Source organism: Stenotrophomonas sp. 99219_Sma (assembly GCF_056480785.1).
In genome coordinates this window covers 2,516,376-2,539,335 of record NZ_CM151117.1, presented here as the reverse complement: position 1 = coordinate 2,539,335, position 22,960 = coordinate 2,516,376, and the positions used below count along the sequence as shown (strand labels likewise).

Annotated in this window: 22 protein-coding genes; 14 read left to right on the top strand and 8 right to left on the bottom strand. The window is 67.7% G+C overall.

The features are described from left to right. Positions 1-52 precede the first annotated feature (52 nt). Genes ACZK13_RS11670 through ACZK13_RS11660 form a run of 3 tightly spaced genes read left to right on the top strand, consistent with a single transcriptional unit; the run spans position 53 to position 5,543 of the window. Positions 53-1,300 carry a TolC family protein gene (locus tag ACZK13_RS11670; RefSeq protein ID WP_478481686.1) on the top strand — a complete coding sequence of 416 codons (1,248 nt, stop codon included), beginning with the start codon at positions 53-55 and terminating at the stop codon, positions 1,298-1,300. Next, positions 1,297-2,469, top strand: coding sequence for an efflux RND transporter periplasmic adaptor subunit (locus ACZK13_RS11665; protein WP_180838008.1), 1,173 nt, complete (start codon positions 1,297-1,299; stop codon positions 2,467-2,469). Before ACZK13_RS11670 ends, ACZK13_RS11665 begins: the two co-directional genes overlap by 4 nt. Then, on the top strand, positions 2,466-5,543 hold the full coding sequence (locus ACZK13_RS11660) for an efflux RND transporter permease subunit (RefSeq protein WP_478481685.1): 3,078 nt from the start codon (positions 2,466-2,468) through the stop codon (positions 5,541-5,543). The genes ACZK13_RS11665 and ACZK13_RS11660 overlap by 4 nt, the downstream gene beginning before the upstream one ends. Before the next feature lie 113 nt (positions 5,544-5,656). Here the strand turns inward: ACZK13_RS11660 and ACZK13_RS11655 are convergent, their stop codons facing one another. Beyond that, positions 5,657-6,400 (bottom strand): SDR family oxidoreductase, encoded by a 744-nt coding sequence (locus ACZK13_RS11655; protein ID WP_478481683.1) that lies wholly within the window; start codon positions 6,398-6,400, stop codon positions 5,657-5,659. Between the two features lie 106 nt (positions 6,401-6,506). On the opposite strand from ACZK13_RS11655, the gene ACZK13_RS11650 reads away from it, so the two are divergent. Continuing rightward, the gene (locus tag ACZK13_RS11650; protein ID WP_197615637.1) at positions 6,507-7,400 is read left to right on the top strand and encodes a LysR family transcriptional regulator; all 894 of its coding nucleotides are present in this window, start codon (positions 6,507-6,509) and stop codon (positions 7,398-7,400) included. A 65-nt stretch (positions 7,401-7,465) separates the two neighbouring features. On the opposite strand, the gene ACZK13_RS11645 is transcribed toward ACZK13_RS11650, so the two are convergent. The 5 genes from ACZK13_RS11645 to ACZK13_RS11625 all read right to left on the bottom strand — a co-directional run bounded on the left by ACZK13_RS11645 (position 7,466) and on the right by ACZK13_RS11625 (position 11,800). After that, complete coding sequence (locus tag ACZK13_RS11645; protein ID WP_346486699.1) at positions 7,466-8,833, bottom strand: heavy metal sensor histidine kinase; 1,368 nt, start codon at positions 8,831-8,833, stop codon at positions 7,466-7,468. Next, complete coding sequence (locus tag ACZK13_RS11640) at positions 8,830-9,528, bottom strand: heavy metal response regulator transcription factor (protein ID WP_253143237.1); 699 nt, start codon at positions 9,526-9,528, stop codon at positions 8,830-8,832. The genes ACZK13_RS11645 and ACZK13_RS11640 overlap by 4 nt, the downstream gene beginning before the upstream one ends. Positions 9,529-9,573: 45 nt before the next feature. Continuing rightward, positions 9,574-10,458, bottom strand: coding sequence for a copper homeostasis membrane protein CopD (gene copD, locus ACZK13_RS11635; RefSeq protein WP_346486696.1), 885 nt, complete (start codon positions 10,456-10,458; stop codon positions 9,574-9,576). A 10-nt stretch (positions 10,459-10,468) separates the two neighbouring features. Next, a complete protein-coding gene (gene copC, locus ACZK13_RS11630; RefSeq protein WP_125893600.1) occupies positions 10,469-10,846 on the bottom strand; it encodes a copper homeostasis periplasmic binding protein CopC in 378 nt (125 codons plus the stop codon). Positions 10,847-10,945: 99 nt separating this feature from the next. Next, positions 10,946-11,800, bottom strand: a complete 855-nt coding sequence (locus ACZK13_RS11625) for a helix-turn-helix domain-containing protein (RefSeq protein ID WP_478477299.1) — start codon at positions 11,798-11,800, stop codon at positions 10,946-10,948. A gap of 188 nt (positions 11,801-11,988) precedes the next feature. Here ACZK13_RS11625 and ACZK13_RS11620 point away from each other — a divergent pair, with 188 nt between their 5' ends. After that, positions 11,989-14,121, top strand: coding sequence for a TonB-dependent receptor (locus tag ACZK13_RS11620; RefSeq protein WP_478481682.1), 2,133 nt, complete (start codon positions 11,989-11,991; stop codon positions 14,119-14,121). 86 nt (positions 14,122-14,207) lie between these two features. Here the strand turns inward: ACZK13_RS11620 and ACZK13_RS11615 are convergent, their stop codons facing one another. Continuing rightward, on the bottom strand, positions 14,208-14,684 hold the full coding sequence (locus ACZK13_RS11615) for a MerC domain-containing protein (RefSeq protein ID WP_125893594.1): 477 nt from the start codon (positions 14,682-14,684) through the stop codon (positions 14,208-14,210). 32 nt (positions 14,685-14,716) lie between these two features. Here ACZK13_RS11615 and ACZK13_RS11610 point away from each other — a divergent pair, with 32 nt between their 5' ends. The 8 genes from ACZK13_RS11610 to ACZK13_RS11575 all read left to right on the top strand — a co-directional run bounded on the left by ACZK13_RS11610 (position 14,717) and on the right by ACZK13_RS11575 (position 21,342). Then, positions 14,717-15,250 carry a ZrgA family zinc uptake protein gene (locus tag ACZK13_RS11610; RefSeq protein ID WP_478481681.1) on the top strand — a complete coding sequence of 178 codons (534 nt, stop codon included), beginning with the start codon at positions 14,717-14,719 and terminating at the stop codon, positions 15,248-15,250. Beyond that, positions 15,247-15,942 carry an ABC transporter ATP-binding protein gene (locus tag ACZK13_RS11605; RefSeq protein WP_180838716.1) on the top strand — a complete coding sequence of 232 codons (696 nt, stop codon included), beginning with the start codon at positions 15,247-15,249 and terminating at the stop codon, positions 15,940-15,942. Before ACZK13_RS11610 ends, ACZK13_RS11605 begins: the two co-directional genes overlap by 4 nt. Next, positions 15,935-17,188 carry an ABC transporter permease gene (locus ACZK13_RS11600; RefSeq protein ID WP_478481680.1) on the top strand — a complete coding sequence of 418 codons (1,254 nt, stop codon included), beginning with the start codon at positions 15,935-15,937 and terminating at the stop codon, positions 17,186-17,188. Before ACZK13_RS11605 ends, ACZK13_RS11600 begins: the two co-directional genes overlap by 8 nt. 2 nt (positions 17,189-17,190) lie before the next feature. Then, positions 17,191-17,742, top strand: coding sequence for a DUF3299 domain-containing protein (locus ACZK13_RS11595; RefSeq protein WP_478477294.1), 552 nt, complete (start codon positions 17,191-17,193; stop codon positions 17,740-17,742). Next, the gene (locus ACZK13_RS11590) at positions 17,732-18,346 is read left to right on the top strand and encodes a DUF3299 domain-containing protein (protein WP_478477292.1); all 615 of its coding nucleotides are present in this window, start codon (positions 17,732-17,734) and stop codon (positions 18,344-18,346) included. Before ACZK13_RS11595 ends, ACZK13_RS11590 begins: the two co-directional genes overlap by 11 nt. Then, the gene (locus ACZK13_RS11585; protein WP_478481678.1) at positions 18,346-19,092 is read left to right on the top strand and encodes a hypothetical protein; all 747 of its coding nucleotides are present in this window, start codon (positions 18,346-18,348) and stop codon (positions 19,090-19,092) included. The genes ACZK13_RS11590 and ACZK13_RS11585 overlap by 1 nt, the downstream gene beginning before the upstream one ends. Positions 19,093-19,244: 152 nt before the next feature. Then, complete coding sequence (locus ACZK13_RS11580) at positions 19,245-20,777, top strand: MFS transporter (protein ID WP_478481676.1); 1,533 nt, start codon at positions 19,245-19,247, stop codon at positions 20,775-20,777. A gap of 4 nt (positions 20,778-20,781) precedes the next feature. Next, positions 20,782-21,342, top strand: a complete 561-nt coding sequence (locus ACZK13_RS11575; RefSeq protein ID WP_478481675.1) for a TetR/AcrR family transcriptional regulator — start codon at positions 20,782-20,784, stop codon at positions 21,340-21,342. A 93-nt stretch (positions 21,343-21,435) separates the two neighbouring features. Here the strand turns inward: ACZK13_RS11575 and ACZK13_RS11570 are convergent, their stop codons facing one another. Further along, on the bottom strand, positions 21,436-22,317 hold the full coding sequence (locus ACZK13_RS11570) for an AraC family transcriptional regulator (protein WP_478481673.1): 882 nt from the start codon (positions 22,315-22,317) through the stop codon (positions 21,436-21,438). A gap of 105 nt (positions 22,318-22,422) precedes the next feature. Between ACZK13_RS11570 and ACZK13_RS11565 the strand changes: the two genes are divergently transcribed. Beyond that, positions 22,423-22,959, top strand: coding sequence for a carboxymuconolactone decarboxylase family protein (locus ACZK13_RS11565; protein WP_125893574.1), 537 nt, complete (start codon positions 22,423-22,425; stop codon positions 22,957-22,959). Position 22,960 lies beyond the last annotated feature (1 nt).

The following is a 22,960-nucleotide window of genomic DNA, read 5'->3' as shown; positions in this document are numbered from 1 at the left end:
GTGCAAGGTTGGGGCAAGTTTGGCGCAAGTGCATCACCTTACCTTGACGCACATGAATTTCTCCTCTCGTCTTGCGGCCGTGCTGGCCACTCTTCTGTGCGCGCCTGTGGCTTCGGCGCTGTCCCTGCAGGACGCGCAGCGCGCAATGGACGCACACAACCCTGACCTGCGTGCGGCGGCACTGGAGCTGCGCGGTGTGCAGGGCGATGCGCAGACGGCGGCATTGCGCCCGGCCACCGAGCTGTCGCTCGGTACCAGCAAGGTCAGCCCCAGGCATGGCATCGGCCCGGGGCGCTGGCAGGACAAGCGCGTGGACAGCACCGTGGGCCTGGGCTGGACCTGGGAACGTGGTGGCAAGCGTGCGTTGCGCATCCGCCAGGCCGACGCGCTGCTGGAAGTCGCAGGGCTGGAGATGCTCGATACCCGTCGCCGACAACAGGTGGCACTGCATGAAGCCTATTTCGGCCTGAAGGGCGCGCAGGAGCGGGCCCAGATTGCCGACGCCAACCGGCAGAGTTCGGCCGAGCAGATGGCGGCGGCGGATAAGCAGGTTGCGACAGGGGCGATGGCGCCGGTGGATCGCGCGCGCCTGGCGGTGGACGACCTGGCTGTGGCGGATGCGGCGCGCGAGGCAGCATTGGATCTGCGTGACGCGCGGCATGCGCTGGGCCTGCTGCTTGGACGCGACGACAGCCAGGACCTCAGCGCCGATGATCCGTGGCCGGCTGCCAGCAGCGTGCCCAGCGTGCGTGTCTCCGACGCGCAGCAGCGCGTGGATCTTCGCGCTGCACGCTCGCGCCTGGCGGCCGCCGATGCCGGCGTGGCCCTGGCGCGCAGCGAGCGCCATCGCGATATCCAGCTGGGCGTGGAGGCCGAACGAGAGCCGACCGACATCAGCGGTGTTACCTGGGGCGTGTCGTTGACCATTCCGCTGGGGGGGCCGTCGCGCGCGCGCGGCGCGATCCAGCGTGCCGAGGCCGACCGTGACAGCGCCGCGCTGGAGCTGCAGGTGCTGCAGCGCGAAGCACGCGCCGAGCTGGACCAGCTGCAGGCCAGCGCGCAGTCCGCCGCACAGCGCCGCAGCGACTATGAGGGACTGCAGTCCGACGCCGCACGCAGGGCGGTGCAGGGCATCGAACTGGCGTACCGGCGCGGTGCCGCCAACCTGACCGATCTGCTGGATGCGCGCCGCAGCTGGCGCGATTTCGAGGCCGCGCTGATCGAGGCGCGCACCGACCATGCCATCGCCCTGGCGCGCTGGGAAGCCGCCACATCCGTTGCCGAAGGAGAATCCCGATGAAGTCCACCGTCGCCCATCGCCCACGGGCGCGACATGCCGTGCTGCCGGCGTTGCTGGCGCTGGCCCTGCTGAGCGGCTGTGGCCGCGAGCCAGCGTCCTATACCGAGGATGCGCCCCAGGTCAGCGCGGGCCAGATCCAGTTTCCCGCCGACAGCCGCCAGCTGGACGTGCTGCGCAGCGAGACAGTCAGTGCCGGCGCCAGCGCCAGCCTACAGCTGCCGGGCCGGGTGGTCTGGGATGAGACGCGGTCCAGCGCACTTCACACGCCGCTGCCGGGGCAGGTAGCGCGCATCGAGGCACAGCCGGGACAGAAGGTGAAAGCCGGCCAGGTCATCGCCTGGATCACCTCGCCCGAGTTCGGCCAGGCTCAGGCTGAAGGTGCCCGTGGTCGCGCCGAGCTGCAGCAGGCACGCAAGGAACTGGACCGTACCCGCGAACTGCATGCGGCGGGAGTGGCGTCGGGTCGTGAACTGGACGAGGCCGAGGCAAACTTCGCTGGCAGTCAGGCTGATCATGCACGCGCGGCCGCCTTCGCCAAGGCCTATGGCAACGGCCAGCGCGTCGACCAGCGCCTGCCGCTGCGCGCGCCCATCGATGGCGTGCTGGTGGAGCGGCGGATGAGCCCGGGCATGTCGGTCAGCCCCGACAGCGATCAGCCGTTGGCAGTGATCGGCGATCCGGACCGCCTGTGGCTGTTGCTGGACATTCCCGAAAGCCTGGCCGGACGTTTGAAGGCCGGCATGCAGGTGAGCGTGCCGGGTGCAGATGGCCAGCCGCTGCAGGCGACCCTGCAGCATGTGGATGACTTCGTCGACAGCGAACGCCGCGTGGTGCAGGCGCGCGCCGAGCTGGACAATCGCGCACGCGGCTTCAAGGCGGGACAGTATGTGCGCGCCCAGGTGGCGTTGCCGGCCGAGGGCGGTGTCTCGTTGCCCGATGCGGCGGTGCTGCTGATCGACGGCAAGCAGGTAGTGTTCGTGGAAGAGGGCAAGGGCCGCTACGTGCGCCACGCCGTGCACGCCGAGGAGCTGGGTGACGGTCGACTGTGGGTGCGTGACGGTCTGGCGGCTGGCAGCAGGGTGGTGGTCGAAGGGGGCCTGCTGCTGCAGCAGCTGGTCGACAGCGCGCCAGCGGCCGCCAGCACCGGCGCGGGGCATGCCGCCCCATGATCGATCGCCTGATTGCCTATTGCCTGCGCCAGCCGCTGATGGTGATGCTGGCACTGCTGTTGTTCATCGGCGGCGGCATCGCCGCGTTCCGCGTGCTGCCGGTGGAGGCCTTCCCGGACGTCTCCGACACCCAGGTGACGGTGGTGTCGCTGCACCCGGGCCGCGCCGCCGAAGAGGTGGAACGCGAAGTGACGATGCCGCTGGAAGTGGCCTTGTCCGGCATTCCGCATTCGGTGCGGGTGTTCTCGCATACCCAGTTCGGCCTGTCGATGATCATCCTGACCTTCGACGACAAGGCCGACGACTATTTCGCGCGGCAGCAGGTGCTGGAGCGCCTGCAGGGCGTGGAGCTGCCGGAGGGCGTGACCCCGGAGCTGGAGGCGATGAGTTCGGCGGTGGGCGAGATCTACCGCTACGTACTCAAGGGCCCGCACATGACGCCGACCCAGCTGCGCACCGTGCAGGAATGGACGATGGAGCGCAGCCTGCGCACCGTGCCAGGCGTGGCCGATGTGATCAGCTTCGGCGGGTTCGCGCGCACCTTCCAGGTCAAACCGGACCTGGACAAGCTGCGTGATCGCGGCATCAGCCTCGGTGAATTCGCCGAGGCGCTGGAGAAGGGCAGCTCCAATGCCGGCGGCGGCTACGTGGAGCGCGGCCAGCAGCAGTTCCTGATCCGCGGCGTGGGCCTGATGCGTTCGCCGGGTGACATCGGCAACGTGGTGGTGGCGCAGCGCGGCGGTACGCCGATCCTGGTGCGCGACCTGGCCAGCATCGCCGATACCGGCCTGCCACGGCAGGGTCTGGTCGGCCAGGACGACAATGACGATGCTGTGTTCGGCATGGTGCTGATGCGCAAGGGCGAGAATCCGTCCGACATACTCGACGCCCTGCATGCGCGCATCGCCGAGATCGAAGCGAACCAGCTGCCGGCCGGGGTCAGCATCGAGCCGTTCTACGACCGCTCGTGGCTGGTGTCGACCACGCTGAAGACCGTCTTCCGCAACCTGCTGGAAGGTGCGGTGCTGGTGTTCCTGGTGCTGTGGCTGTTCCTGTACAACGCCCGCGCCGCGCTGATCGTGGCGGCGATGATGCCGCTGGCGCTGTTGTCGACCTTCCTAGGCCTGCACCTGTGGGGCGTGCCGGCCAACCTGCTGTCCTTGGGTGCGATGGACTTCGGCATCATCATCGATGGCGCGGTGATCGTCACCGAGCACATTGTCTCGCGATTGTCGAAGCTGCCACCTACGGCTGATCGGAAGACGCGGTTCTCGACCATTCTTTCCGCCGCATCGGAAGTGGGCCGGCCGACGTTCTTCTCGATGCTGATCATCATCGCCGCGCACATCCCGATCTTCACCCTGCAGCGCCAGGAAGGCCGCATGTTCGCGCCGATGGCGTACTCGGTGACCTCGGCCCTGATCGGTGCGTTGATCCTGGCGCTGACCGTGGTGCCGCTGTTCTGCTACTGGTGGCTGCGGCGCGACCGCATGCGCGACGGCAACCCGCTGATGGACCGCCTGACCGACTGGTACCGGCCGATCCTGGAGCGCGCACTGGCCCGGCCACGTGCGGTGGTGCTGACCGCAGTGGCGTTGCTGGTGGGTACGTTGGCACTGGGCACTCGCCTGGGCTCGGAGTTCCTGCCCGAGCTGGACGAGGGCTCGATCTGGCTGACCGCCACGCTTGACCCCAGCACCAGCCTGGCCGAAGCACAGCAGCAGTCGCGGCGCATCCGCGAGCTGGTTGGAACCTTCCCGCAGGTATCGACGGTGGTGGCCAAGCTGGGGCGGCCGGAAGACGGCTCCGATGCCAAGGGCGCCAACCAGATCGAGGCACTGGTGGCGTTGAAGCCGGAGAAGGAATGGCCGAAGGGGGTGGACAAGCGGCAGCTGGTGAGCGACCTGCAGCGCACGCTGGAGCAGCGCATTCCGGGGCCGGAGTTCTCGATCTCACAGCCGGTGCGCGACAACATCCTGGAGAGCATCTCGCAGATCAAGGGCCAGGTGGTGATCAAGGTCAGTGGCTCGGATCTGGACGTACTGAACCGGCAGGCGCAGGCGATCCTGGGCCAGGTGCGTGGCGTGGAGGGCGTGGAGAGTGCCTTCATTGACCGCGATGGCTCGTTGCCGCAGCTGCAGATCGAGATCGACCGCGACCGTGCAGCACGGTATGGGCTGAATGTGCGTGACATCGACGAAGTGATCGAGACAGCGCTGGGTGGGCGCCAGGTCGGCGAGCTGTGGGAGGGCGACCGCAGGTTCCCGATCACGTTGCGCCTGGACGATGCCGATCGTGACCTGCAGCGGCTGCGCACGGTGCCGGTGGGCATCGGCGATGGCCACACGGTGACGCTGTCCGACGTGGCCGACTTCCGCATGGCCAGCGGCGCGATCAACATCTCGCGCGAGAACGCACAGCGGGTGAAGGCAGTGAGCATCTTCATCGCCGGGCGGGACATGGGCAGCGTGGTGGCCGACATGCGCAAGCGCGTGGATGCCAGCGTGCAGCTGCCGGAAGGCTACCGGTTGGAATGGTCCGGTGAGTTCGAGAACCAGCAGCGTGCGATGAAGCGGCTGGGCTGGGTGATTCCGCTGTCGGTGCTGCTCATCTTCGTACTGCTGTTCGATGCCTTCAAGGACATCAGCAGCGCGGCGCTGATCCTGGCCAACGTACCGCTGGCGATGATCGGCGGCATCCTGGCGTTGTGGATGACCGGCATTCCACTGTCAGTGTCGGCGGCGATCGGATTCATTGCGTTGTTCGGACAAGCGGTGCTGAACGGGGTAGTGATGCTCAGTCGTTTCGCTCAGCTGCGCGAACAGGGCATGGACCTGCTGCAGTCGGTGGTGCAGGGCTCGCTGCAGCGCCTGCGCACGGTGCTGATGACCGCACTGCTGGCGATGTTCGGCCTGCTGCCGATGGCGACCTCGCATGCGATCGGTGCAGAGACCCAGAAGCCGCTGGCGGTGGTGGTGATCGGTGGCCTGCTGTCGGCGATGCTGCTGACCCTGCTGGTGCTGCCGACGCTGTACTACTGGGTGCACCGGCGCCGCGAGGCGCGCGCCGGATGATCGGCACCGTAGATCCACGCCATGCGTGGGTGCGACCCGGCCGCCAGGCATGGCCCGGTAGGTGCCCACCTTGGTGGGCACGCGGCGACGCGCCCACCAAGGTGGGCGACTACCTACACCATCCCGCCATTGGCGCGCAGCACCTGGCCGTTGATCCACCCGCCATCGGCACCGGCCAGGAAGGCCACCGCACCGGCGATGTCCTCCGGCGTACCGAGCCGCTCCAGGGGATTCATCTTCGCCAGCCGCTCGATCAGTTCCGGTGACTTGCCCTCCAGGAACAGGTCGGTGGCGGTCGGGCCGGGAGCCACCGTGTTCACCGTGATGTTGCGCCCACGCAGCTCCTTGCTGAGGATCGCTGCCATCGTTTCCACCGCCGCCTTGCTGGCGGCATACACGCTGTAGTGCTCCAGTCTGATGCCGACCACGCTGGTGGACAGGGTGATCAGGCGGCCACCGTCGCGCACCCGTCGCGCGCTCTCGCGCAGCACGTTGAAGGCGCCTTTCAGGTTGATGCCGATCACCCGCTCGAACAACGCGTCATCGCTGTCGGCCAGCGGCGCCAACTGCAGCACGCCGGCACTGTTCACCACTACGTCGATACCGCCGAAGCGCGCCTCGATGGCGTCGAACAGCTGGCGCACCGCCTGCGGGTCGGCCACATCGGCCTGCAGCGCGATGGCCTGCGCGCCAGTGGCCGTGAGTTCGGCGGCCAGTGCCTCGGCATCGTCGCGGCGGCCGGCGTAGTTGATCGCCACGGCATGGCCGTCGGCGGCCAGGCGGCGCGAAATGGCCGCGCCGATGCCACGGGAACCGCCGGTGACCAGGGCGACGCGGCGGGCGGAGGAGGTGGGCATGGTTGGTTCCAGCAGGGCGCGCCGGACTGGCGCAGTGCCATCTTCGCCATCTCATCAGTTCGGATAATCATGCATAATCCGCCAACATCATCCGAATTGCCGAACAATGGACCGATTCACGGCCATGCGTGCCTTCGTCCGTATCGTCGAGCGCCGCAGCTTCACCCGTGCCTCCGAGGACCTCGGCCTGCCGCGGGCCACGGTGACCGATGCGATCAAAGCACTGGAACAGCGGCTGGGCGTGCGCCTGCTGCACCGGACCACGCGGCTGGTGGTGCCCACCCTGGAAGGGGAAGCGTTCTATGGGCGTTGCCTGCGCCTGATCGCCGACATGGACGATGCCGAAGCCGCGTTCCGTGACGTGCCGCCGCGTGGCCCGCTGCGCATTGAAGTGCATGGCACGCTGGGCCGGCATCTGCTGTTTCCGCATCTACCGGACTTCCTGCAGCATTACCCCGAGATCGAACTGGAGGTCAGCGAAGGCGACCGCTATGTCGACCTGCTGCGCGAAGGCGTGGATGCGGCGTTGCGGGTGGGGACCCTGGCCGACAGCGATCTGGCGGCGCGCCGGTTGACCATGCTGCGGGAAGTTACGGTGGCCGCACCGGGTTATGTGCAGGCGCACGGTGTGCCCGAGACCATCGAATCACTGGAGCAAGGCCACCAGATGGTCGGCTATCGCTCCAGCGCCACCGGCCAGCTGATTCCGCTTGAGTTCCAGCAGGGTGGGCAGGTGCGCTATGTGCCGCTGCCCGCGCGGGTGAGGGTTTCCGGCGCGGACGCATTCCTTGGTGCCGCCTTGGCGGGTCTCGGCATCATCCAGGCACCGCGCTACCGGATGGACCCCTACATCGCGAGCGGGCAGCTGGTCGAGCTGTTGCCGGACGCGCCGCCGACACCGAGTCCACTGAGCCTGGTCTACCCCCGCAACCGCACACCGTCGCCGCGGCTGCGGGTGTTCATCGACTGGGTGGCCGGGGTGTTCGACCAGATGAGGTAGTGCCGGCCGCTGGCCGGCAACTGCAACACGCGTGATGTGCCAAGGTTGCCGGCCAGCGGCCGGCACTACCGGGCCGATGCGCTTGGCAGCACCAGCTCGAACACGGTGCCGGTTTCATCGGAGGTCACGCTTACCGTTCCGCCATGCGCCTGTGCAATCGCACGGGTGATCGCCAGGCCCAGTCCGGCACCTTCGTGGCGGCCACGCTCGCCGCGATAGAAGCGATCGAACAGGCGCGGCAGTGCTGCTTCGGCAATCGGCGGGCCGAGATTGTGCACGCTGACCCTGCACACGCCATCGCCCTCGACCAGCTTCACCCGCACCTCGCTGCCCACGGCTGCGTGCTTCAACGCATTCGACAGCAGATTGGCGATCGCCCGGTGCAGCATCAGACGGTTGCCTTCCACGCTCGCCACGCCGTCGCGGCGCAGGGTCAATTGCCGGTCCTCGGCCAGCAGGTCATAGAACTCCAGCAGCGAATCCACCACCGCATCCAGCGCCACCGGCTCACGCGAGGGCAGTGCGCCCGGTGCCTCGGCCTGCGCCAGGTACAGCAGGTCACCCACGGTTTGCGCCAACTGCTGCAGTTCTTCGGCGCACGAGGCCAGCGTCTCGCGGTAGGCCTCGTTGCTGCGCGGGTGGGCCAGCACCACCTGTACCTGGGTCAGCATGTTGGTGATCGGCGTGCGCAACTCGTGGGCCAGATCACCGGAGAATTCGGTCAGGCGTGCGAAGTCCTGCTGCAGGCGCGCCAGCATGCCGTTGAGGGTCTGCGCCAGCTGTTCCAGTTCGGCCGGTGCCGTGCGCGCGCTCAGACGCCGCTGCAATCGACCGGCGGTGATCTGCCGGGCTTCATCGGCCAACGTGCGCAGCGGTCGCAGCGTGCGTCGCACTACGTAGCCGCCGAGCAGGCTGCTGGCCACGGCGGCGCCGATGATGGCGATCGCCAGAAGATGGCGGAAGCGCTGCAGGAAATCGGCATGGCGGTCGTCATCGATGGCCAGCAGGGTGACCAGCTGGCTGCCGTCGGCCAGGGTCTGCCGCAGGTGCAGGGCATGCATGCAGCGACCATCGTCGAGAATCCAGTCGTGCCGCCGTGGCGCGGCGTCGATGGGCTGGCTGCGTGCGTGCTCGCGCAGCAGTGCCGGTGCGGTCGAGAACAGCACGGCTCCGTGGCCATTGACGATGTGGAAGGCGATATCGGGATGATGGCTGAGCGCCTCTGCCAACCGCGGGCCGCGTGCGGCGGCGGGCCCATTGCCAGCAATATCGCGGATCAACGCAACCTTGTTCTCCAGTTCGATGAAGTCCTGGGCAACAAGGTCATGGCGGGCGCTGACATAGATGGCCACGCCCAATGCGGCCAGCACCAGCGTGGCCACGATGGCGAACAGCAGCGTCAGCCGCACCGCGATGGAACGGCGCAGGCTCATCCGTTGCTCACAGCGCCGTCGTCTGGTGCTTCGAGCACGTAGCCCATGCCGCGCACGGTGACGATCAGCTTGGCGTCGAAGTCATCGTCGATCTTCGCGCGCAGGCGGCGGATCGCCACGTCGATCACATTGGTGTCGCTGTCGAAGTTCATGTCCCACACCTGCGAGGCGATCAGCGAGCGCGGCAGCACTTCGCCACGGCGGCGTGCCAGCAGCTCCAGCAGGATGTACTCCTTCTGGCTGAGCGCGATGCGCTGGCCGCCACGCTCCACCCGGCGGCGCTGGGTATCCACCACCAGGTCGGCAATGACGATGCGTTCAACCTGCGGCACCGCTTGGCCGCGGCGTAGCAGCGTGCGCACGCGTGCCAGCAGCTCGGCGAAGGCGAACGGCTTGCCCAGGTAATCATCGGCCCCAAGCTCCAGGCCCTGCACGCGGTCGGCGATGCTGCTGCGCGCGGTCAGGAACAGTACCGGCACCTGCCAGCCGGCCTCGCGCAGCCGCGACAGCACATTCCAGCCATCCAGACCGGGCAGCATCACATCGAGAATGACCAGCTGGTACTCGCCGCTACCGGCCAGGTGCAGCCCGTCGACGCCGTTGCAGGCGAGATCGACCACGTAGCCGGCCTCGATCAGGCCCTGGCGCAGGTAGTTGCCGGTCTTGGGTTCGTCTTCGACGATCAGCAGTTTCATGGTGCGCCCATCATCGCAGCTTGGGTGTGGGCTGGCTGCGCAGTCTCATGCCAGCGGATCCAGCGTGCCGAGAATCGCGACACAGGCCAGCACCAGCAGTGCCAGTACCGATTCGCAGGCCAGGCTGTGGCGCAGTGAACGCAGTGGCCTGGGTTGCCAGCCGCCGCGGATGGAAACCGCCAGCGCCGGCACCAGCCGCCAGCGATGCAGCGCGGCCAGGCCCAGCATGCCACCCACCAGTGCCAGCTTGAGCAGCAGCCAGCGTCCATGCGCGGCGCCGGTCAGGGTCTGTATGGAACCGCCGAGATCGACATAGGTATAGGTGCCGGTCATCGCCAGCAGGGCGACGATGATCGTGCCGGGCAGGGCGAAGCCGTGCGCGGCCTGCCATAGTTCGTGGGTGCGCTCGCGCAGGCTCGGCCCTTCCCGCCGCAGTGCCAGCTGTACGATGGCGGCGATCGCACCGATCCAGGCACCGGCCGCCAGCAGGTGCACGATGCCGGCAGCAAGACGCAGCCGGCCAGCGACCCCATCGCCAGCAGCGGCGTGGCCGTTCCAGGCGAGGCTGGCCAGGGTCACCGTCGAGAGTGCCAGCAGTGCGGGGCGGCGCAGGCCCTGTACCGGGCGATTGACTGCCAGCAGCGGCAGCATTGCCAGCAGGGCCAGGATGCGCAGCAGTCCCGCCTCGCCCACCGGCGTACCGGTAAGAAACCAGCGCGCTGTCTCGCCATCGATGTCGACCGGTGATATGCCAAGCACGCCGGACAATCGGGTGACCACATCGATGCCGACCAGCACCAGTGCCACCAGAACGAGGGCCAGCGAGACGCTGCGCGGCAGTCCGGGGCGGACGAACAGCATCCGCCCGAACAGCAGCATCAGGGCCAGATACAGCGCCAGCCGCAGCGCATACGGCGAAAGCTCGGCCACAGCAGCGGCCTTACTTCACGGTGAAGCGGTAGGTGCCGGTGATCGGATGGCTGTCCTGGCCGACCGCGCGCCACTGCAGCGCGTAACTGCCGGCGGGCAGCGGCTTGGCAAAGCGCGCGCGCAGGGTGTGGCCGTCCTCGGAGATCTCCTGCGCCGTGGTTGGCATCGCCATCTTCATGCGGCCGTGGTCCATGCTCAGTTCGATGCGGGTGGCACGCGGCATCACCTTCTCACTGAACTGCAGCTCGATCTGGCTGGCCGGGGCCACGGTGGCATTGGCCGCTGGCGTCGAACGCACCAGGCTGGGATGGGCCAGCGCCAGCGGCGCGGCCGAAAGGCCGGACAGCAGCAGGGCGAGCGGGGCGACGCGGAACAGGGAGCGGGTCATATGCGGATCACCGATGAGGAAGTGGCCTGCAGGGTGACGTCCACCGCCTTTCGAGGCCCTGACTTGGACATTACCAGTTCGTAATGTTGGCGGCCGGCACTACCGGGCCCGTGACTGCGCGATCCATGCTGACGGCGAACAACCGACCACACGCCGGAACGCCGCGCTGAACTTGCTGGGATTGGCGTAGCCACTGGCCAGCGCAACCTCGGTGACGCTGCATCCCTGGGCCAGTGCCCCGCGCGCCCGCTGCATGCGGTGCTGGGTCAGGAAGGCATAGGGCGGCAGGCCAGTGGCCGCACGCAGCGCGCGGCCGAACGTCGCGGCCTCCATCTGCACTGCAGCGGCCAGCTGTGGAACGGTCAGCGCCTGGCCGTGTTGCGCGTCGATGTAGGCCTCCAGTTGCCGCAACCGTCGTGCCGACAGTGGGGACACCGTGCCACGCGCCTGGCGCGGCTGACCGGCAAGCTGGCTCAGGCTATGCAGCAGGACCTGGGCGCCATGCTCCAGGAAGCCGGGCAGGCAAACGTCGGCCTGCGCGCTGCACCACAAGGCCTGCAGCACCGAAGTGATCACCGGGTCGTGGTGCAGCCGCGCCGCCAGCGGCTGCAGGTGTTGCAACGCCCGCGCGTCATGGAGGAGGGCGTGGGTATCGATGGCGATGCCGAGCAGATCGACCGCGGGGCTGGCATAGGTGCCGGTGTCTCCTGGCAGCACCAGATTGAACTGGCCGGGCCGCCACGGCGCCTGCAGCAGGCCGTTGAGGGTGCGCTGCTGCAGCCGTCCGCCGCCGCCCACGGCCAGGCCCAGGCGAAGCTGGTGCGGATGGCCCATCTCGCCTTCGCTGGCCTCGAAGCGATGGCGCAGCAGCACCACCGCCCCGTCATCGCTGGCGTAGGCAGCAGGGACCTGCGACCGGGTTTCCTGCAGCAACTGGTCGGCGAGGGCGGGCATCACGGATCCGGGAATGGAGCGGCGCTGCCGGAAATGGAGTGGCGGCAGGGTGCGAATGTTACAGAATAACACTCCTGTCCCGCGCTGCTGCCGCCCGCGCGTCCGCCACTCCATCCGTCGAGGTTCCCGCTTTGAAGTCGTCCACGCCTGCTGCCGCGCTCATCGCAGCATCCCTGCTCGTTCCTGCCTTGCCCGCCCTTGCCCAGCAGGCCGACCCGGCCACGCTCGACGGTGTCCGCGTCACCGGTTCCAAGCGCGATACCCCTTACCTGAAGAGCGATCTGTCGGTGACGGTGCTCGACAGGCAGGCCCTGAAGGAAGCGGGCGTCACCGAGTTCCGTGACCTCGACAAGCTCGCGCCGAACGTCAAGTTCAACGCGATTGGCCAGCTCAGCAACATGTTCATCTCGATCCGCGGCATCGAGTCCAATCCATTCCTGGTCAATCGTGCCTCGGTCTACATCGATGGCATTCCGTTCCGCGAACTGAGCAATGCCGTGCTCAACCAGGTCGAGTCGGTGGAGGTGCTGCGCGGTCCGCAGGGCACGTTGTATGGCGCCAACAGCGAATCCGGCCTGGTGCTGGTGCGTACACGCGGCCCGGCCGATGCGCGCGAGGGCGAGGTCAACCTGCGCAGCACCTGGTTCGGCAATGGCAACGGCACGGCCCTGGATGGCTTCCTCGCCGGGCCATTGAGCAGGGACGGCAGCCTGTCCGGCTCGGTGGCGTTCATGGGCTCCGATGAGGATGCCTACCTGAAGAACCTCACGCCTTCCGGTGCGCGCGGCAAGGTCGGCGAAGGCTACCTCCAGGGCAAGCTGCGCTGGCGGCCGAGCGACTACGTGTCGGTGAACGCGCTGGCCTATCACCTGCGCACCCGCGCGCCGGGCATGTTCGAGTATGAATACCTGCCGCTGGATACCGGCCTCTACAACCGCACCTACGGCACTTCGCTCAATGGCGGGCGCCGTGCGGGTGACTTCACCTACATCAACGACGCGCCCAAGCGCACCGAAAAGGACGAAACGGTGGCCGGCCTCAGTGCGCAATGGCAGCTGCAGGCCGGCACGCTGGACGTGGCCGCTTCCTGGCGGGACGAGGAGGTGACCTCGGCCGGCTACGACTTCGACATGACCAACAGCCCGGCATTGGCCGGTCGCATCTACGACAGGAAGAAGGAATGGACGGCCGAGGCGCGCTTCAGCTCGCCCAGCGACCAGGCGCTGACCTGGATGGCCGGTGTGTCGACCTACCGCAACAGCAAGGATTCGATCCTCGGCACCTTCGTCGGCCCGGCGCTGCACGGGCTGGACAGCTACAACCTGGCACCGCGGCAGACCTCCAAGGGCGAGGACTACAGCGTCTTCGCCACCGCCAGCTATACCTTCCCGGCGGTGCCGAAGCTGACGGCCAGCGCCGGCCTGCGCCATGAGCAGGCACGGCGCTCCACCGAACAGCGTGCCGGTGCGCTGGATCTGGGCGCCGGTGGCCGCGTGCTGTACCGCGATGCCGCGCTGGCACATACCTTCTCGGCCACGCTGCCGCGGGTGTCGCTGCGCTACGACGCCACTGACGACCTGTCCTTCTACGCGGCCTCGGCCAAGGGCTACATTCCGGGTGGCTTCAATCTGGCTGCGGCGCAGAGCGATGTGGTCAACGACAAGGTGCTGCGCTACGAGTCCGAGCGCATGTGGAGCCATGAGCTGGGCTTCAAGATGAACCTGGCCGGCGGTCGTGGCCACATCGGTGGTGCGCTGTTCCACATCACCTCGGACAACTGGCAGGAGATCCAGGTGGCCACCGATGGCAACGGCCGCCCGATCTCGTCGGACTACGTCGGTTCGGATGCCTCGATCCGTTCGCGCGGTGCCGAGCTGGAGGGCGTGTTCGAAGTGCTGCCGGGCTTCACCCTGATGGCGAATGTGGGCTACGTCGATGCGAAGTACACCAAGCTGTGGGTCAGCGTGGACCAGAACCTGGATGGCAAGCGGGTCAAGCTGACCCCTCACTACACTGGCTATCTGGCGGCGCGCTATCAGTTCGAATCGGGCATCCATGCACGGCTGGAATCGCAGTTCACTGGCTCCAGTGCACTGGATGAACGTAACCGCGCGTTCCAGCCCGCGGTGGCCGTACTTGGTGCGCAGCTGGGCTATGAGACCGGGCCGTGGAGCGCGCGGGTGTTCGTGCAGAACCTGACCAACAAGCGCCGCATCAATGGCCTGATCTTCGACAACCTGGCCTTCGGGCGCGACGGCAACTACTACGGCCCGTTGGACAGCCCGCGGATCTTCGGCGCGGAAGTGGGGTACCGCTTCTGAGGAGGCGGGCCGCGCGCCGGCCAGCGGCCGGCGCTACCGGTCCAACGAAACGGTAGTGCCGGCCGCTGGCCGGCATCTTCGGAACGCTACCTGTGGCCGTGCAATGCCCGCCGGTTGCCGATGTGCGCGCATGCCAGCAGCACGCCACCGCAGGCGGTGGCCACGCCATGCCACAGCAGCGATTCCTTCAAGGGCAGGTACAGCGACGCCGACACCAGCAGGATCGCGCCAACCACGGCCAGCCGCACCGGCAGCCAGCGCCCATGCCGGTGCAGCCCGGCCGTGGTACTGGCCAGCGCCAGCGTCGAGGCCATCAATGCGAACAACCATTCCCAGCGCGACATCATCAACAGCAGCGTCATCACGCCGTGGCCGGGGTGCTGGAACGAGCGCAGCGCCATCATTGCCGCTGGCACGAAGGCCAGCAGCAGTGGCAGGGCGATGCAATGGGCGGCGCAGGCCAGCGACAGCCAGGCGCCGGCCAGATCGAAACGGGGATGCCAGCGTGCCGAAGTTGGCGGCTGGGCCAGAGCCCTTGCGGGGGTCGGGGGGATGTGGTCCATTATGTTACATAGTAACAATTGGAGTCTCCCCCATGAAGCTTCCTGCTGCTCTTTTCCTGCTGCTGGCTGCCGACGCGGCCCAGGCACACGATGTCCGCCAGCACGCGCCACACGTGCACGGCCAGGCCACTGTTGATCTCGCTCTCGACCAGGGAACGCTGGAGTTCGCCCTGCAGGCACCGGGTATCGGCATACTTGATTTCGAGCGACCGCCCGCCAACGCGACCGAGCAGGCCGCGCTGGCACGGGCTACGGCAGTGCTGAAGGGTGGCAGCTGGGTTACTTTGCCCACCGCGGCAGGCTGCCGTCTGGCCAGCGGTAAAGCCGATGCAGAGGGCTTCGACGCGACGGCCGCCGCGCCGCCGCCAGGGCAGCATCGGCACGCAGGTTTCAGCGCAACGCTGCAGTACCACTGTGCCAAACCTGCCGAGCTGCGCGCCATCGTCTTACGCCTTCCCGTGCTGTTCCCCGGCCTGCACGAAGTCATCGTCAACAGCGCAACCGCAAATGGCCAGAACCGCAGTGTGCTGACCCCGGACAATCTGCGCGTGGTGCTGGCTCCGTGAGCGCAGCACCGGTGATTGCGTTGGAAGACGTGCAGTTCGGCTACGACATGCGGCTGGTGCTGGATATTCCGAAGTTGTGGATCGAGCAGGGCAGCAGCGTGCTGTTGCGTGGAGTGAGTGGTGGCGGCAAGAGCACCCTGCTGGGCCTGCTGGCGGGTGTGCTGATGCCCGGCAAGGGCCGTGTCGAGGTGGCCGGCCAGGCGTTGCAGGGCATGGGAGGTGCGGCGCGGGATCGTTTCCGTGCCGATCACCTGGGCGTGATTTTCCAGCAGTTCAATCTGCTGCCGTTTCTCAGCGTACGCGACAACATCGCGCTGGGCCTGCGCTTTTCGCGCCTGCGCAGCGCGCGCATCAGTAGGCCGCTGGATGCCGAGATCGCCCGCCTGCTGCAGGCCCTGCAGCTCAATCCCGAGCTGATGCAGCGGCGCGCGGGTACGCTCAGTGTTGGCCAGCAACAACGCGTGGCGGCCGCACGTGCGCTGATCGGCCGGCCGGCGGTGCTGTTGGCCGACGAGCCGACCTCGGCACTGGATCGCGAGGCCGCGACCGCCTTCCTGCAGCTGATGTCCGCACAGTGCCGGGCCGCCGGTACCACGGTTCTGGTGGTCAGCCACGATGAAAGCCTGCAGCCCTTGTTCGACCGCACCATCGCGTTGTCGCAGATCAATCACGCAGGTGGCACCCATGCTTGAACTTGCCTGGGCCAGCCTGCGCAGCCGCGCATTGAGCGTCAGCCTCACCGTGCTGGTGATCACCCTCAGCGTGGTGCTGCTGCTCGGTGTTGAGCGCGTGCGCACGCAGGCGCATGAAGGTTTCGCCAGCACCGTCTCAGGCACTGACCTGATCGTCGGTGCCCGCTCCGGGCCGGTGAACCTGCTGCTGTATTCGGTGTTCCACATCGGCGACCCGACCAACAACGTGTCCTGGCAGTCCTACCAGGAGCTGTCCTCGCTGCCGCAGGTGAAGTGGGCGGTGCCACTGTCGCTGGGCGATTCGTGGCGCGGCTACCGGGTGGTCGGCACCAGTGGCGGCTACTTCGAGCACTATCGCTACGGCGCGGGACATGCGCTGGCGTTTGCACAGGGGCGGCCGTTCGACGACCTGTACGACGCCGTGATCGGCGCAGAGGTGGCGCACGCACAGAAGGTCGGCATCGGCGACGAGATCGTGCTGGCCCATGGCACCGGCGCGGTCACGTTGGCCACGCATGCCGACAAGCCGTTCCGTGTGGCTGGCATCCTGCAGCGCACCGGCACGCCGGTCGATTCGTCGGTGCTGGTCTCGCTGCCGGCCATCGAGGCGATCCATGTCGACTGGCGCTCCGGCGTGCAGCTGCGCAGCCAGAGCGTCAGCGCCGAGCAGGCGCGCCATCTGGACCTGACCCCGACCAGCATCACCGCCTTCATGCTTGGCCTGAATTCGCGCATCGCCACGTTCTCGGTACAGCGCAGGATCAACGAATATCCGGACGAGGCGATGCTGGCGATCCTGCCAGGCGTGACCCTGCAGCAGCTGTGGCAGTCACTGGGCACGGCCGAGCGGGCACTGCAGCTGATCAGCGCGATGGTGGTGCTGCTGGGCATGGTCTCGTTGGTGGCGCTGCTGGTCTCGACCCTGCAGGAGCGCCGGCGCGAGATGGCGGTGCTGCGTGCCATCGGTGCACGCCCTGGCTATATCGCCAGCCTGCTGGTGGTGGAGGCGGTTGCGACCAGCGCGCTTGCCTGCGTGCTCGCACTGGCCGCACTGGTGGTGGCCAGCCTGGCCGGGCGTGGCTGGGCGCTGGCCAACTTTGGCCTGTCGATCACCCACATCTGGCCGGATGGCCGCGAACTGGCGTGGGTCGCAGGTGTGCTGGCGATCAGCGCGGTGGCCGGCCTGGTACCGGCGCTGCTGGCCTATCGGCGCACGCTGGCCGATGGCCTGTCACCCGGGGGCTGAGCATGCGCTGGTTGCCGCTGTTGCCAATCTTGCTGGTGCTGAGCGCCTGCGAACACCCGGTCGATACCGGCGTGCAGGCGCTGACACCGTCGCCGGTGATCGATCGCGATGCCCCGGCAGCTGCCGAGGAACAGGAACTGGACTGGTTGCAGATGATGCCGAAGGAAGAACTGGCGGCGCTGGAGCGTGGCGAGGGCCCGGAGGTCGAGCACAACGGCAACCGGCGCATGCCGCAGTTCGGTACGTTCCGCACCGTGGACACCGTATTGCAGCGGCCGGTGCGCTTGCCGGGTTACGTGGTGCCGCTGGCCAATGCGCAGGACGGGCGGCTGACCGAATTCCTGTTCGTGCCGTACTACGGCGCCTGCATCCATGTGCCGCCGCCACCGCCGAACCAGATCGTGCACGTGGTGCTGCCGCACCCGATCGAGATGCCGGACATGTATTCGCCGTTCTTCCTGGCCGGCACCCTGCGCGCCGAACGGCTGGACGATGATCTGGCCGGCTCCGCCTACACCATGCGCGATGCGCAGCTGAGGCCGTATGAACCGTAGCGTCCTGATCGGACTGGCGTGCTGCCTGGGCCTGTTGGGGTGTACGCAGGCGGGTGGGGGAGCCACCACCGGCGCCGCAGCACCGGCACAGCCGGCCACGACCGAAGCGCCCATCGCTCGCTGGGACGCGTTGCGGCCCGACGAAGTGACCTACCAGCGCCCGCCGCCGCAGATCGGCCTGTCACGCAATGGCATGGACGGGGTGGGCGGGCTGATCGATGACACCGGCTCGGGCACGCCACCGGGGCAGGAGATCGACCATTCCAGCCCGGATCGCGCCAAGCAGTTCGGCTCTTCGCGCGTGGTCGACGCTGTCGACGGTCGCGCGGTGGATCTGGATGGCTACGTGGTGCCGCTGGGCACCAACGACGCCGGGCTGGTAGATGAACTGCTGTTCGTGCCGTTCTACGGTGCCTGCATCCATGTGCCACCACCGCCACCGAACCAGATCATCCATGTGACCCTGTCCACGCCGATCGCACTGGGAGACCTGTGGGACCCGTACCGGCTTGCCGGCCGCCTGCAGGTCAAGCGCTTCGATGCGGATATCGCCAGCGCGTCCTACGACGCGGCTGCGGCGACACTGACGGCGATCCACAATTGATGCGTGCGCGCTGGACCATCGTTGCAGCAGCCTTGCTGGTGGTGGTTGCGCTGCTGGTGTGGTGGCAGCGGCAGGCTGCACCCATCGCGCCACCCGCGATCGCATTTCCGCCGCCTTCGTCCGATGCCCGCCAGCGCATCGAACAGCGCCTGGGTGATGACCATGCCTTTCGCAACGACGTGCTGTTCCTGCTTGCGGCAACGTTGCGCGACCGCTGCCAGCCGGCACAGACGGGGCTGCTGGCGCGCATGGCCAATCGTGCATCGTTGCCGGTGCTGGCGGCGGTCAGTGCGGTGACCCATAAGGATCCAACGCTGGACCGGCCGATCTACCAGTACATCCAGCATCGTGCCGACGCCACGCGCTGTGGCCAGCCGCTGCAGATGCCGTTGGCCGGCGGGCGCAGCATGCAGGTGGACATCGAACAGTACGCGCGCACCTTCCCGGACAGCTATTTCGATCCGCAGCGCAGCAGCGAACCGCGTGATTTCGGCGGCCTGTCGCTGCAGCAGCGGGCCGGTAACGCCTGCAACAGCGTGGTGTATTCGGTGTTGCCGCTGGGTGGCACCGATTGGCGATGCAGCAGCCTGCGCGCCAATGCCCGTGCGCGGGTGCGCGGGCTGTGCGAGGACGAACTGCGGCGCCAGCATGGGGCAACGGGCGGGGAACTGGACATGGCCGTGGGGCAGGGCATGCAGGGTGCGGTGGTGTCGGCGATTGCCGCGCTGCCGGAAGACTGCCGATAAGCGTTTACCAGTAGAGCCAGGCCATGCCTGGCTGGCGGTTCAGCCAAGCAGACTTGCCCCTACAGACCCTGAACTGGTGGATTCCGAAGATCATAACTATACAGGATATCCGGTATAGTTCTGGCTGTACTCCACCCCCACCAGGTTCTCCCATGGCTTTGTCCCAGCCCCTGGCCGGTGCTCCGGCCCTGTCGCGTGCCCGTCGCTGGGCGCTGTTGTTCACCGTCGCCGCCGGCCTGCTGCTGGTTACGCTCGACAACTCCGTGCTCTACACCGCACTGCCCACCCTGACCGAGGAACTCTCGGCCAGTGCCGGCCAGGCACTGTGGATCATCAACGCCTATCCGCTGGTGATGGCCGGCCTGCTGCTGGGCGCGGGCACGCTGGGCGACCGCATCGGCCACCGCCGCATGTTCCTGATCGGCCTGGTGGTTTTCGGCACCGCCTCGCTGGCGGCGGCCTTCGCCGACAGCGCCGCACAGCTGATCGCCGCCCGTGCGTTCCTGGCGGTCGGTGCAGCGGCAATGATGCCGGCCACGCTGGCGCTGATCGGCCTGAGCTTCCACGAAGAGCGCGAGCGCAACATTGCCATCGCGATCTGGGGCTCGGTGGCCATCGTCGGTGCGGGCCTGGGTCCGATCATCGGCGGCTGGCTGCTGCAGCACTTCTGGTGGGGCTCGGTGTTCCTGATCAACGTGCCGGTGGTGGTGGTGGCCTTCGTCGCTACCCTGCTGCTGGCACCGGAAGGCCAGCGCGATACCTCGCGGCCGTGGGACCTGGTGTCTTCGTTGCTGGCATTGGCGGCGCTGTCCGGCCTGGTGCTGGCGATCAAGTCGCTGATCGCCACGCCGCCGTCGTATGCGCTGGGTGCCGGTGCGCTGCTGTTGGCGGTCATTACGGGTGCGGCGTTCGCACGCCGCCAGCAGCAGCTGCCGTACCCGCTGCTGGACTTCGCGATCTTCCGCAATCCGGCGTTCCTGGCCGGCACGCTGTCGGCGGTGTTCACCCTGTTCGCGATGGCCGGCCTGCAGCTGGTCACCACCCAGCGCTTCCAACTGGTAGCGGGCTTCACCCCGCTGCAGGCGGGCCTGCTGGTGTCGGTGGCGGCGCTGGGCAGCCTGCCCAGTGCGCTGCTGGGTGGCAGCATCCTGCACCGGGTCGGCCTGCGCCCGCTGATCTGCGGCGGCCTGGCCGCAGGTGCGCTGGGTGTCGGCGTGGTGGCGTTCGGCTTCCCGCACGGCCTTGGCTGGGTGGTGGCTGGCATGGCGATCACCGGCTTTGGCATGGGCTCGGCCATCTCGGTGGCGTCCACTGCCATCCTCAACAATGTGCCGACGCACCGCGCGGGCATGGCCTCGTCGGTGGAAGAGGTGTCCTACGAGTTTGGTGGCCTGCTCGCGGTGGCGATGCTGGGCAGCCTGAGTGCGGCAATGTACGGCGCCTTCCTGCCGGTCTCGGCGGACATGCCTGAGCTTGCCCGTGACGGCTTCACCCAGGCGCTGCATGCCGCACGCGAAAGCGGGCAGGGCGAGTGGTTCGCGCTGGCTGCGGCCGCATATGACCGTGGCTACCAGATCGTGCTGCTGGTGATCACGGCAGTGCTGGCAGTGGGCGCGGCGATCATCGCGCGCCTGCTGCGGGGGCGCGTCGGTGGCCGCGAGGGTGCGGCCGATCGCGTAAAATGACGCGATGAGAACCAGCAAGCGCGACCGCATCCTCGACGCCGCCGTCAACGTGATCAATCGTGACGGCGTGCGTGCGGTGACCTTCGAGTCGGTGGCGGCCGAGGCCAAACTGACCCGCGGCGGCCTGCTGTATCACTTCCCGTCGCGCGAGGCGCTGCTGCGCGGCATCGACGAGCATCTGGTGCAGGCCTGGGAAGCGTCGATGGAATCGCTGCTGGGCAAGACCGCAGGTGAGGCCACGGCGCTGGAGCGCTACCAGACCTTCGTGCGTGTGTCGGCGCAGAGCGCCACCCGTGCCGAGCTGATGTTCATGCTCGAATCGGCCGACCCGGACGCCGACGAGCGTCCGTGGGGACCGGCAGTGCGGCGCTGGGCACCGTTGCCGCCGTCGGCCGGACAGAATGACCCGGCCGCGCTCGACAGCTTCGTGGCGCGGCTGGCGGCCGATGGCCTGTGGATCTATGAAGCGATGTACGAAGGGCAGTTGGATGAAAGCGTGCGCGCCCAGGTGGCCGAACGCATCGCCGGGCTGCTGGCGAAACCCGACGGGTCGCCGCCCTTGTAGAGTCGAGCCATGCTCGACTGCTCTTCGCTCCGACCACGAAAACCCCGCGCTGCGCGCGATAGTCGACCAGCGGTCGACTCTACCCTTCTCCATTTACCCAACCTGTGCTGCGGTCGCCGCCAACCACGCCCTCGGCGAAGCCCCCAATCGCTTGCGGAACGCCTTCGACAACGACGCGGTATCGGCAAACCCGACTTCGATCGCCACCTGCTTGACCGCCACCCCGGCACGCAGCTGCGCACAGGCCAGGCTCAGGCGCCAGTCCAGCAGATAGCTGGCCGGCGTGGCCTGCATCACCTCCTTGAACACCGCTGCAAAGGCGCTGCGCGACATGCCAGCGGTGGCGGCCATGCGCGGCAGCGTCCACTCGTCCTGTGGCGCCTGGTGCATCGCCACCAGCGTACGGGCCAGCCGCGCATCGGACAGCCCGCGCATCAGCCCGTGGCTGACCCCGGCCGCATCGGGATGATCCACCACCCAGCGCAGGATCTGGATCAGCGCCACTTCGAACAGCCGGTTGGTCAGCAGCCGCGAACCGCAGCGTTGGCGGTCGGCCTCGGTGAACAGCAGATGCAGGGTGTCGTCCAGCTCGTCGATCGCGGCCAGTGGCACCACCATCACCGGCGGTAGCGACTGCACGATGGGATTGCGCGCGCCGCCATCGAAGTCGAGTGTGGCGCAGGTGAAGTCCGGGCCATCCAGTGGCGCATTGAAGAACACATGATGCAGCGGCTGCGGGTACAGCAGCAGGCTCGGGGTGTCGATCTTCAACCGCGGCAGCGCGATATCGCCGTCGGGGTGACGGACCTCCATTTCACCCTGGCGCAGGATGTGCAGGAACGCACGACCGGGCTGCGGCTCGAAGACATGGCGCCCGCACAGAGGTCCGCTGTGGAACAGCGCGGCCTGCACTCGGAAGCGTTCCAGCAGAGAGGACAGGCGGTCGGGTGCGGAGGTGTCGGTGGGCATGCTCATGGACGACTGGACAACATGTGTGGCTAATTACGACCAATACGTCCGTAGAGTCTACCTAGGATGAGCGGGTCGTCCAATCCGGGCGCTTTCCCAAGGAGATCCACCATGTCCCGTGTCCCCCTGATCGATGCCGCCAACACCACCGCCGACCGCCAGGCCCTGCTGGGCCAGGTCCACGCCGCGTTCGGCGCCACTCCGGCCATGTTCCGCGCCGTGGCCAACTCGCCGGCCGCCCTGCAGAGCATGTGGGGTTCGTTCGGCGCGCTGGGCGGCGGTCGCCTGTCGCCGTTGCTGGGTGAGCAGATCGCCGTGGCCATCGCCAACCGCAATGCCTGCGAATACTGCCTGGCGGCGCACACCGCACTGGGTCGCAAGGCTGGTGCCAGCAGCGAGCAGATGGCCGCCGCGCAGATCGGCCAGTCCAGCGATCCGGCCACCTCGGCGGCACTCGACTTCGCGCTGAAGGTGGTTGAACAGCGTGCACAGATCACCGACGGTGATGTGCAGGCGCTGCGCGCAGCCGGCTTCGATGACGAGCAGATCGTCGAGATCCTCGCCCATGTGGCGCTCAACCTGTTCACCAACTACGTCAACGTGGCGTTCGACGTGCCGGTGGACTTCCCCAAGGTGGCGCTGCGCTGAG